The organism is Vibrio cholerae ATCC 14035, assembly GCF_000621645.1.
In the GTDB taxonomy this organism is placed as follows: Bacteria; Pseudomonadota; Gammaproteobacteria; order Enterobacterales; family Vibrionaceae; genus Vibrio; species Vibrio cholerae.
Genome location: NZ_JHXR01000009.1, coordinates 196,880 through 208,622, shown reverse-complemented (window position 1 = coordinate 208,622; position 11,743 = coordinate 196,880). Strand labels below are relative to the sequence as shown.

Annotated in this window: 6 protein-coding genes and 2 pseudogenes; 3 read left to right on the top strand and 5 right to left on the bottom strand. The window is 46.7% G+C overall.

Translation table 11 applies throughout. The annotated features are described in order from the left end of the window. From tnpA to T411_RS0106920, 3 genes and pseudogenes are all read right to left on the bottom strand, one after another. Positions 1-225 (bottom strand): annotated as a pseudogene (tnpA, locus tag T411_RS1000000120100) (IS200/IS605-like element IS1004 family transposase); the annotation flags it as partial. Between the two features lie 118 nt (positions 226-343). Beyond that, positions 344-1,204: pseudogene (gene rlmF / locus T411_RS0106925) on the bottom strand (23S rRNA (adenine(1618)-N(6))-methyltransferase RlmF); the annotation flags it as partial. Further along, the gene (locus T411_RS0106920) at positions 1,201-1,707 is read right to left on the bottom strand and encodes a M48 metallopeptidase family protein (protein WP_000553153.1); all 507 of its coding nucleotides are present in this window, start codon (positions 1,705-1,707) and stop codon (positions 1,201-1,203) included. The gene T411_RS0106920 and the pseudogene rlmF, both read right to left, overlap by 4 nt. A 173-nt stretch (positions 1,708-1,880) precedes the next feature. On the opposite strand from T411_RS0106920, the gene T411_RS0106915 reads away from it, so the two are divergent. After that, positions 1,881-2,114 carry a glutaredoxin family protein gene (locus T411_RS0106915; protein WP_000832721.1) on the top strand — a complete coding sequence of 78 codons (234 nt, stop codon included), beginning with the start codon at positions 1,881-1,883 and terminating at the stop codon, positions 2,112-2,114. Between the two features lie 29 nt (positions 2,115-2,143). Here T411_RS0106915 and T411_RS0106910 read toward each other — a convergent pair whose 3' ends face one another. Further along, positions 2,144-3,013 (bottom strand): LysR family transcriptional regulator, encoded by an 870-nt coding sequence (locus T411_RS0106910; RefSeq protein ID WP_000453906.1) that lies wholly within the window; start codon positions 3,011-3,013, stop codon positions 2,144-2,146. Positions 3,014-3,118: 105 nt separating this feature from the next. Between T411_RS0106910 and T411_RS0106905 the strand changes: the two genes are divergently transcribed. Both T411_RS0106905 and T411_RS0106900 read left to right on the top strand, forming a co-directional pair. After that, a complete protein-coding gene (locus tag T411_RS0106905; RefSeq protein ID WP_000571083.1) occupies positions 3,119-4,336 on the top strand; it encodes an MFS transporter in 1,218 nt (405 codons plus the stop codon). 56 nt (positions 4,337-4,392) lie between these two features. Further along, positions 4,393-4,941, top strand: a complete 549-nt coding sequence (locus tag T411_RS0106900; RefSeq protein WP_000102804.1) for a DUF1415 domain-containing protein — start codon at positions 4,393-4,395, stop codon at positions 4,939-4,941. Positions 4,942-5,050: 109 nt separating this feature from the next. On the opposite strand, the gene T411_RS0106895 is transcribed toward T411_RS0106900, so the two are convergent. Continuing rightward, positions 5,051-11,464, bottom strand: a complete 6,414-nt coding sequence (locus T411_RS0106895) for a choice-of-anchor K domain-containing protein (protein WP_027694889.1) — start codon at positions 11,462-11,464, stop codon at positions 5,051-5,053. Between the last annotated feature and the right edge of the window lie 279 nt (positions 11,465-11,743).

The following is an 11,743-nucleotide window of genomic DNA, read 5'->3' as shown; positions in this document are numbered from 1 at the left end:
CGAAATCGATACTTTGGGCGGAATTATCGCAACTAAGTGGACATGACCTGGCTGAACATTGAGTTCCAAAACTTCACAATCTTTCATATTACAAAGAATGTAGATCGAACGATTTAGCTCTTTGGCAACATTACCTTTTAAGATCTTAAAACGAAATTTTGGTGTCCAAACGATATGATATTTGCAACGCCAATAGACGTGTGATGAACTTCTGTAGTCGCCCATGTTATTTGAATCCTCTTACTTATGGTGAATAAGAGTTTGTCTTCTAACATGGGCGCATTTTCGGGCAAAAGCCCCTAGGGACAATTACCACCGCTAAAAGCGGTGGTTTAGGGATGACAATGAAAGCCGCTTCTCCTCCTGGACACCATAACTCGGCTTTCTGACCACCAAAATTTAACCTTGAGTGGCTTAACGTTGGCGTTGCTAAGCGGCCTTTCTTGCGCTGATTTGCCTGTAAGTTGGTCAACTTTCGCTGGGTTCCTTGCTGAGCGTCAGCTAAGGATGCATGAAAAGGCGGGTTGCAAGTCGTCAGCGTATAACGCTCATTCGCCCCAATAATGCCGTTAAAAATATGTTGGCTGTTCTTTTGCAGGCGAAATTCAATATGGCCTTGCAGCTTCGAGTTGCTTTGAACAATCAAACTCGCTTGTTGTATTGAGACAGGATCGACATCACTGCCAACCCATGACCATCCGTATTCCGTCACTCCAACAATCGGATAGATACAATTTGCGCCCACGCCAATATCCAGTGCTGTGACTTGCGAAGGGTTTAATTTTGGATTCTCCTTAAGCAGCAGATCGGCCACGCGATGAATGTAATCCGCACGACCCGGAATGGGCGGGCATAAGAAGCCCTCTGGAATATCCCAATAGGTGACACCGTAATGCAGAGCCAAAAGCGCTTTATTGAGTAACTTGACCGCGATCGGATCGGCAAAATTAATCGTCCATTGCCCTTTAGGATTTTTCATAACATGGGATTGCAACTCTGGCACGACCTTAATCAGTGCCGGAAAATCATACTGCCCGCGATGACGATTGCGTGGATGTAACCCAGATTTAACGGCAGCGACTTCCTCACCTTGTACTTTGTGGGTTGGCGGCTGCTTAGTTTGCTGCTTTTTCACAACTGGCTTATTGGCTTTCGGTTTTTGATTTGTTTTTTGCCCATGTTTTGGCTTAAGTGGAGTGTTCATGCTTTGCCTGCCTTGAGCTCTAGCACCATCATGTATAACCGTGCATCCAGTTCAAGCTGATGATAATTCGGTTCCATATGGCAACAGAGCTGATAAAACGCTTTGTTGTGTTCTTTCTCTTTTAAATGCGCCAGTTCATGCACTACCAACATGCGCAGTAGCGGTTCAGGTGCTTGTTTAAACACATTGGCAATACGGATTTCATTTTTTGCTTTCAGTTTATTGCCATGCACCCGTGAAACGTAACTGTGTAGCCCCAGCGCATTATTAATAAGATGAATTTTTCCGTCATACACCACTTTACTGAGCGGAGCCGTTTTCTTCATATATTGGTTTTTTAAAGCCATGGTGAAGTCAAACAGCGCTTTTTCACTCTGGATATCGTGCCGCTCAGGATATCGCTGCTCAAACCAAGGTATCAGCTTGTCGTTTGCGATCAGTTGAGCAACTTGTTCAACAATGTGTTGGGGATATCCCTGAATGTACTTCAGTGCAGGGTGCATACTCATTTCGCGTGCTCAGTTCGGGTTACAAAAAAGGTCGGCAAGTTTACTCAATTTCCACTTAAGAATCACCTACACCAATAAGCATGATCGCTTCAAGTAGGAAGAGGATATTTGCATCTCAAGCCGACACTCGATACACTTTGCGCCCTTTTGATACATGAGAGACTCCAATGAAACGCGTGGTTTTGTACATAAAAGATAAATGCCCACACTGCAAAGACGCCCAACGTTATCTGGACTCAAAAGGCATTAAGTACCGCTTATGCAATGCGAAAATGGAACGCGGCCGCAAAGAGCTTGATGCTCTCGGCGCTCGCAGTGTACCAGTACTAAAAATTGGTGATCGTTTGATGATCGGCTGGAACCACACCAATTTTGAACGTATCTACAGCAGTAAAGATTAATAGCAGCAAAGATGAATGCTCTTCTGGCGCTAAACGTACTTTTTCACAAACTCGATGAAAGTACGGTCGGCATTGGACAGATAACCTTCTTTACGCCAAGCCAATGCAAGATCAAGCCACACCGGCGGTTCAAACGGAATCGCCTTCACTTCCGGTTCATTGCTGGACACCAACTCCAGCAGCGCGGTAATCGCATATTCATGTTTCACTATGCTTAAAATCATAGGTAACAAATTGGTTTCAAAAGAAAAATCTGCAGTAAACTTATGTTCTCGGCACACTTTATCGATAAAATCTCGGTGAAAATAGCCGGGTTTAAACATTACCAGTTCATGCTCAAAAAACTCGGCAAAAGTAAGATGCCGACGTTCAGCTAGTTCATGATTTTTGCCGACTACAGCAACCATTTGCGAAGAGAGCAGCGGATCTGCAGCCAAATCGTCCGGCAGATCGTGATTCAAAATCACCCCAATATCCAACTCGCCTGAGAGCAGCATTGTACGGATCGATTGAGTACCCGCTTCAATCACCGTCATTTTCAGATTCGGAAAGTGGCTTTTAAACGCCATAATGATTTGCGGGAAAAAGTAAGAGCCCATCATGCTTGGCGCGCCAAGACGCACCTCGCCTTTCACAACACCTTTGAGCTCATCAACCGCCAATTGGGCATCATTGACTTGTTGCAAAATGCGCTTGGCATGTTCAAGCAACACTGCACCTTCATGGGTCAGCGCAACTTTTCTTTCATCCCTTTTAAACAGAGTAACACCGAGCTGCTGCTCAAATTTTTTAATCGAAATACTCAGTGCAGGCTGCGCAATATGTAGTTGCTGCGCGGCTAAGGTAAAACTTTCCCATTCAGCCACAGTCACAAAGTGACGCAGTTGTCGAACTTCCATTATATATCCTGTATATCACAACCATATTTTTAATATATTTCATTAATCGAGATTCCACTGCTATCGTGATCACATCACCGCCTTTTCGCACCTTGGATCCGCTGTATGATTGAACTGCATTCTCCTCAATATTTAAAAGTGACCTTTGCCCTCGCTTTCGGTTCATTTTTAGTTTTCTGCAATCTTTATCTTTTCCAACCCATGCTACCTTATTTGGCGAATCACTTTGCGGTTTCGGAAACCCAAATTAACTGGTTGTTTGCAGCTTCCACCTTAGCTTTATCACTTTGCCTCGTGCCTTGGGCGGTCACTTCGGAAGCCGTTGGGCGACGCTTAGTGATGCTGACCGGCTTATTTGCTATGCCTGTGATTGGCTTAGCCATGCTTTATGCTGAGCAATTTTGGTTTTTGGTACTCACCCGAGCTTTAATGGGCGTGGCTTTAGCGGCTTTTGCTTCGGTTGCGGTGGCGTACATGGTGGAAGAGCTTTCTCCGCAAGCGTTTGGTAAGGCGATTGGTGGCTATATCGCGGCAAACTCATTGGGCGGTATTACCGGCCGCATTGCTGGAGGGTTACTCACCGATGCCCTTGGCTGGCAACATGCGGTCGTTGCGATGGCCATTTTTACTCTGCTCGGCGCGCTTTTGGTCGCGTATTTGCTGCCCATTCAACAGCATTTTAAACCGCAACGTGGGCTGTTTTTCCATCACAATCGTGCGTTAGTCAAACATCTGCAAAACCGCACACTCTGGCTAGCTATGTTGATTGGCGGTGTTAACTTCGCACTGTTTGTTAACCTCTATTCCGTGATGGGATTTCGTTTAGTCGCCGAACCCTACTCACTGCCCATAGGTATTGCTTCACTGATTTTCGTCTGTTATTTAGCTGGAACACTGAGCTCAAAGCTCACCGCCAACTGGAACCGGCGTTTCTCGGCGATTCCCGGCATGATGCTTGGCGCACTCATCAGTATGGCAGGCATGTTGATTGCGTTGATTGAAGCGATACCCGCCATGCTGGTCGGCTTGATTTTGATTAGCTTCGGCGCCTTTTTCACCCATACTTTGGCTTACGCTTGGGTCAGTCAAAAAGCCACACAAGCCAAAGCCACCGCGACTGCACTTTACTTGGTTCACTATTATATTGGCGGTAGTTTAGGCGGTTTTTACCTGCTGTACTGTTGGCAACACGGTGGTTGGGAAATGGTCACACTCGGCGGGTTGGGGCTTTACTTCATCTTGTTTATCCTTGGTTGGCGCTTAAGCCGACAAAATAAACAAACGCCACAGGGCAGTCAGGCTTTGGCCAGCCCTTCGGCCTAAGTTGTGCTATGCTCAGCGCCAAATGATAAATGTAAAACGAAGAATCTGAGCTCAACATGTCAACGGAAACCATTATTCAAGAAGTCGATCATTGGCTTAATCAGGTCGTGATCGGCTTAAACTTATGCCCATTTGCCGCAAAACCACAGCGTAATCAGCAAATTAAAATCTATGTCAGTGAAGCCCGTGATGAAGAAGCACTGCTGCAACATATTTACGATCAGTTGCTTGAACTTGATACGAAAGAGCCGCAAGAGCTTGAAACCACGCTCGTTGTTGTCCCAAACCTGCTGCACGATTTTGTTGATTACAATTTTTACATCGACTGGGTGGAAGCATTAATTCGCCAACAAGACTGGGAAGGTGTGTTTCAAGTCGCGACGTTTCATCCTGATTACTGCTTTGCAGGCACAGATCCAGAGGATGATGAGAACCTCACCAACCGCTCACCCTACCCGATCTTTCACCTGATCCGCGAAGAGAGCATGGAAAAAGTGCTGAAACACTATCCAAATCCAGAAGCCATCCCAGAGACCAATATTGCAAGAGTCAGCAGCCTTTCTGCACAAGAAAGAAAACAGCTTTTCCCTTATCTGTTTCTCTAAACACATCAGCATATTGATGGCTAATCGTGCCAACTAACAGGAAGTAGACTTCATTCTCTCCAGAGACAAAAATCCCGCCAGTTAGCGGGATTTTTATTAAAGGCAAGTGCTAGTCTTCTTTAATCTGAATTATAGATGCTAGGTTGTTAATAAGTTCAACGGACGACACGCCATCTAATTGAATTGTCACCGAAGAACCATCATTTTTCTCTACTTTGAATGACGATGAATGATCATCACCCTGCACCGTTGATTTAATGCTATCCAATAGTGCCGTCACCTCTTGCTCTGATGGATTATCGAACAAATCACTTAAATCAATCTTATCCTTCTCAGATAAATGGAAATCAGTAATTCGATCTGTACTTCCATCCAGATCTCCATCAACCCATTTGAAGAGATCTTCTCCTGAGCCACCGGTTAAAATATCATGGCCAAGACCACCAATAAGAACGTCATTGCCTGAATCACCACGTAAAACGTCATTACCACGACCTCCTGAAAGATAGTCATTATCCGCACCACCTCTGAGTGCATCGTTGCCATCACCGCCAATCAGAGTGTCATTACCCGCTCCGCCATAAGCGGCAAGGTTTCCACCTCCGCCATAAACTGTATCGTTACCACTACCTAAATTCACCGTATCAGTGATCGGCTGAATTTGGCTTTGTACCGATTGTAATAACACACCATCATGATCAGTAATCACGTCATTTTTCATAAACGCGCTATCCGCCAGTGTAGATTGTGACGGCGTGGAATTATTAAAGTTAGGAATTGAGCTACCGGTATAAACCGTATTATCCGCGCGACTAATACCTAAATCGATATAATCGTTACTATTTCCTGAATGAATCACCAAGTCCGTATCAATCGTTACTGCTACTTGTTGCGTCACAGGTGCGACCGCTGTGGTGCCTTCATAATAAGCATTGAGAGCAATATTTAAGTTAGCATTATCGCCATTGCTTTTGGTCAACAAGAAAGAGTCAACACCGCCACGTCCCAAATACTCATTAGGATGTAATACCGTGACCGGAATTGTCGCACTCGTCGTTGCACTATCTTGGTTACTGCTTTCAGTCGCCGTAGCTTCAACAGTAATATTGAAATTACCATGGTTCGGCGTTTTAATTTGTAAGCTGCTGTAATCCCATCCTGTAATATCTACCTCACCGTTTGAACCCACTGTAACTTCATGACCTTTATCGTCTTTCAAGATCGACCCTTCTGGCATTCCTTTTAATTTAAGACTCAAGGTTTCAGAGGTATCGGTATCATTCAGTGAAGTGGAAATTTCACTCAGTTTAATGAAATCTCCGCGGTAGCCCATATTATCAACAACTTTAAACGCCAAATTATCTAAAATCGCCCCATAGCTATTAGCATCATCGCTTTCAAACAACAGACGATATTCCCCAGTTTGATCAATAGGGAGCGTAACTTTTTGATCTCTCAACCAGTTCGCATTGGTTGGATTGAAATCATAAAGAGTGATCGCCTCGGCAAGGATAGGAACACCGTAAGCATTCAGAGGAACAAGCTTAATGGTTAAACCTGAACTGTTCACAGAACCAGCACGAGCTGCAATATCAAAATCTAGCTCATAAAAACGACCCGCTTGAGCATGAATATCGGTATACAGCGTCTTGTCACCGTTATTGAACTCAATTTCCATGACTTTATTTGTTGAAGAACCACCGGAGACATAGATATTTTCGTAACCGATTTCAACTTTACCGCTATTATTGCTGGTATGCCACGTTCCAATCGTGTTCAGACCTTTAATCTGATTAGCAACCACGCCATCCCAACTGCCATTCAATCTCGCATCCTCGAAATTGATTGCAGCAACAGAGGTATAGCCATTGATAGTCAGGTTCGGCACATCAGCCACCGCCTCAACATGAATGTTCAGAGTTCCAGTTGCTCCGGTATTGGTGGTATAGGTAATTTCTGGTAGTGAGCCACTCCAGTTATCTTTTGGATCAAAGGTATAATCACCATTTGCCTTAAGCACTAAAGTACCTTCAGCCAGCTGATACATCGTATTACCAGCGGTATAAACACCATTGACTCCCTCAACATGGAAGCTGGTGACTGAGAGAGCGCTGTCTATATCGCAATCGTTGGCCAGCACATTACCCGTCGCAATAGTATCTTCTGCAATCGACTTATGATCAGGTTGAGTAACCGTCGCATCATCAACAGGGGTGATGGTGATGGCGAGTGTGCTCGTTTTTCCAGTGTGGGTTGTGTAGGTAATAACCGGAACTTCACCATTCCAGTTATCTGCTGGCTTAAATGTGTAACTGCCATCCGAATTAAGCGTCAGCTCACCTTGCTCTAAGCTAACAGGGCTACCCACCACGTGAGAAGTGGCATCATTACCTACCGTGAAATGATCCACTGAGGTATTTTTGCTTCCATCATTGTCTAACACATTACCGGCCACCACGGTGTCTTCCAAACCAACCTTGTGATCTTGGTTAGCATTGAAATCCGCCATCGTAACTCGGTTCACATTGATAGAAAGTAACGCAGTTGAGGTATCACCATCACCATCTTTCATGGTGTAAGTGAAAATCTCGATTGCATCATTAGGAATCGAAGATGCATTCGCTGTCACTTGGTATGTGTAGCTACCATCAGCGAGCAGGATCAAATTGCCATACAGGCCCGCAATCATAGATCCAACGCTGCCTGAGACACCGGAACTCACGTGATTACCAGAGGCTGCTCCGACAACCGTCATATCGACATCTGCCCCAGAAACATCATTGGATAATACGTTGCCTGATGTGGATGGCAATTCATACCCCTCACCAGGTCCAACACGTACAACCAATTCATAGCTGTTAGTTGCGTTTTCACCCGTTCTAATTTCCGTCACAATTTGATTGGTGCCAGGAATCCTAAAGCCAATCACTTGCAAGGTATAGAGAGCCCCTGCATTCTCAAAAGTCACATTGGTATTACCAACTTTAATGATGTCTTTTGAGGCTTCTGGATTATTGGTATTTGGCGTTTCATTGTGATCAAAATTCAGTTTCAACGTTACAGGTGTAAGTACGCCGTGGGCATCTGTCACTGAGAACGCAACATCCATACTGGCACTGGTAATCGCACCACCTGAATAAACGGGATAATTGTAATGAGTAAAAGTACCCAAAATAATATCTTGGTTTAAGGCAAACTCACCGTTTAGCGCACTATCATTATCGATAAATCCGTAGCCAGAGCTGTATGAGCTAGCGGGTTGACCCCAACGGATTTGGTCTTTGCCACTGTCATTATCTAAGCCACCACCATTTGGTGCATTAGTTCCATCAAACGTGGTTACGTTGGTACCATTACTCCATGATGTCCAGTTAGCAACCACACCAGAGACCGTGAAACTGTCAACAACAATGTCCACTTCACCACGGTCATCAAGAGCCGTAGAAGCATCATCAACAATTTTAACGTCTAAGCTATCTGTGATCTGGCTGCCATCCACATCAATCACAGTCACAGAGATATGATCGGTATAGTCCGTGTCATTTGCATTGGTGGCTGAATCGTTATCCACATTTTCGTTCAACGTATATTCGTATTGAACTGTTCCACCAGTGAGATCACCACTGAACCCCGTCAAGGTGAGTTCACCATAAGGCGTTGAAATTGTTGCTTCAGATGAATTCAACGCAAGAAGTTCTGCCACATTAAAACTATGACCCGCGATTACTAAAGACGCTAAGCCGTCAATAGAAGTAAAACTGAAACTCCCAACTTTGCTAAGAGCAGAGTGATCTGGCGACGAACCACCTGAAAGATTAGATTCATGGATAGTTAACTCAGCATTAGCTCCATTCAACCCTGAAATACTAAGCTCTTCATCAATGTTCTGCTCGTTGAGCTTGACTGTGATGTCGGTGGTCTTCACGCCCCCCAGACCTGCGTCTTCGGTCGCAGTCACCACCAAGCTGTGCACGTTGGCCAGCGCCTCAAAGTCGTTCGCCGCCGCCTCTGCACCTTTCGCAGTCAGGGTGATCACGCCCGTGGTCGCATCAATCGCAAACCAGCCGTTGTCGTTGCCTGACTTGATGCTGTAGGTCACCGTCTCTTTATCCGCATCGGTGGCCTTGACCGTGCCCAGTACGGTGTCCGCCGCGCTGTTTTCGTCGTAGCTGAAGCTGTACTCACCGTCGGTGGTGCCTTCAAACTTCGGTGCGTTGTCATCGATGTTGGTTTCGTTCAGCGTCACCTCGATGGTGTCTGTGGTGTCCGCGCCCGAACCGTCTGTGCCCGTCGCCGTCACCGTGATGGTGTGCGTGTTTCGGCCAGACTCGTAGTCGTTGGTGAACGCTTTCTCACCCGCCTCGGTCAGACTCACATTGCCGTTCGCATCCACCTGGTAGAACGGACGCTCTTTATTCACATCATCCGCCGCGTACACGTTGTGCTCTTGCGCGATGCTGTAACTGATGCTGTCGCCATCGGCGTCGGTCGCTGTGACTTTGCCCAGCGTTACACCCGCCGCCGTGCCTTCCGCATAGTTGAACGTCTCACTCTCTTTGGTGAAGACCGTGTCACTGTCGTTGACGTTAGTCAGGTTGAGTGTGATGTCTGCAGTGTCTTTGTTCACGCCGTCAGTCGTTTCGACTTTCAGGACGATTGACGTGGCACTCTCGTAATCCAACTTCGTGGTATCCAGCACGGTGATCTTACCGGTGCCTGGATCGATGCTGAACGCACCGTCTTCACTAGTAGTGCTACGGGTGTTGTTGCTGTGCACGAAGGTGTATTGCAGTGCTTCACCATCGAGGTCGGTGTCGTTGCCGGTGCGCGCTTCATGTACGTCGTACACTTCGGTGCCGTTCGCGATGCTCTCTGACAAGTTATTCACGGTCGCGTCGTCGATGACCGGCGCGTTGTCGTTATCGACGATGGTGCCGATCGCCTCTTTGCCACCGATGGTCAGCTTGACGGTTTCGTCGGCTTCCTCGATGCTGTCGTTGGTAGTAGGTACGTTGACGGTGAAGCTGGTCACGCCAGTCGGCACGGTGATCTTGCCGGTGCTGGCGTCGTAGGTCACACCGTTGCTGAAGCTGGCCGCACCGTAGTCGTCGGACGTGGCGGTGCCATCTTGCAGCAGGAAGTCGAAGGACGTGCTGGTGCTGCTGACATTGCTCAGTTTCACCGTGAAGATCAGCGCGTCGCCTTCGGTCGCGGTCACATCGCCGGTGCCGATCGACTTGATGGTCGGTACCTCGTCGTTGTCGACGATGGTTCCGGTCGTGGTAATCGCCGTCCCTTGAGTCGCGGTCTTTCCGCTCAGTGTGAAGCTTTCGCTCCCTTCATATACGTTATCGTCGGTGGTTTGAACCGAGATACTGAACGTGGTGTCACCCGCTGGGATCGCCACTTCGAAAGAACCATCGCCATTGACGGCCACGGTTTGTGTGGTGCCATCTTGATAAGTGATGGTCACTTCGCTACTGGTGAAGTCTGTGCCTGCAGTCGCGCTGCCACCCGCCAATGTCAAAGTGACGGTGGTCGCTGTTGTGCTGGCGTTGCTCAGGCTAACGTCAAACGTTGCGCTTTCCCCTTCTGATACGGTTGGGCTGCTGATGCCATTTACTACTGGGCTGTCGTCTGTGCCGCCGTTGCTGCCATCATCAGTGATGGTCGCTGTACCTGTGACTATGCTATTTGTGCCCGCACCACTTAGGGTGAAGGTCTCATTTCCTTCGTAGATATTGTCATCAATGGTAGAGACTTGAACGCTAAAGCTGTTTGTATTGGTCGGCACTGTTACTTGGAAGGTGCCATCTTCATTAACTGGCACTGTCTGGCTCACACCATTAATAACGACAATAACTGACGTACCATTGAAATCGACACCTTTGGTCGCAGTGTCACCAGCCAGTGTCAGCACAATTGTAGTTTCCGCGGCAGTAGTACCTGATAGGCTCACGGAAAAGGTATTGTTGCTACCTTCGGCTGCGTTATCGCCTGTAATACTGCTAATTACAATGGGAGAGGCAGGCTCTTCTGGATCAACTGGTGGAATAGGGGTAATTGGAGCCGTAGGAGCTTGCAGTAGGTTCAGCAAACTCAAGCTTTGCGTTCTTGATAGGCCAATGGCTTCGAAGCCGGATGTATCAAATTGTGTTGACGCGATGGTTTCAGCACCATCACGCTCAATGGAGGCGCTACCCGTGATGGATGACCCTTGAAGGCCACCTGCTGCTGGGGCGAGATCATCTAGTGCAGTCGGGTCTGCGCCTTCTTCTAATGCGGCTAAAATCTGCTCTATATCGTCGGTGATCGGCTGGACGTTACCCTCAGCATCCACCAGTTGTGCTACGGGCAGTGGCTCCTGCTCAGGCATCAAATTGTTACTATTCGGGTCGAGGATAATCGCACCTTCAGGAACCGCCTCTCCTGCGTTGATGATCGCGATATTTCCGTTTTTATCAATCACGAGCAGCTGATTTGCTGCTAGATTTGTTAAAGACAACAAAGCATGAATTCCCATATAAAGCCTCAGACCCTAATACTTTTGAGTGTATTGATAATTGACACTCTTCCTTCGCCACAAAATCAGTTCAGATAAACGCTAACTTTAGTTAAAAACATGTTTAAATCTTTACATCACAGACGTACCGCTTATGCTGTCTCATCTAGCAACAACATAAATCTTGAACTAAAGTCACATCACAACACTTTGGAAGTGTTAACTTTATTCCAAAATCATCCACAACTGAAATGATTTAATACTTTTAGTTTACATCGTTATGACTGGTTCACAGGGGTT

What these genes read in the sequence shown, in the direction of transcription:
- T411_RS0106900 (WP_000102804.1), top strand. Translation starts at nt 4,393, where the DNA reads ATGTCAACGGAAACCATTATTCAAGAAGTCGATCATTGGCTTAATCAG.
- T411_RS0106920 (WP_000553153.1), bottom strand. Translation starts at nt 1,707, where the DNA reads ATGCACCCTGCACTGAAGTACATTCAGGGATATCCCCAACACATTGTT.
- T411_RS0106905 (WP_000571083.1), top strand. Translation starts at nt 3,119, where the DNA reads ATGATTGAACTGCATTCTCCTCAATATTTAAAAGTGACCTTTGCCCTC.
- T411_RS0106910 (WP_000453906.1), bottom strand. Translation starts at nt 3,013, where the DNA reads ATGGAAGTTCGACAACTGCGTCACTTTGTGACTGTGGCTGAATGGGAA.
- T411_RS0106895 (WP_027694889.1), bottom strand. Translation starts at nt 11,464, where the DNA reads ATGGGAATTCATGCTTTGTTGTCTTTAACAAATCTAGCAGCAAATCAG.
- T411_RS0106915 (WP_000832721.1), top strand. Translation starts at nt 1,881, where the DNA reads ATGAAACGCGTGGTTTTGTACATAAAAGATAAATGCCCACACTGCAAA.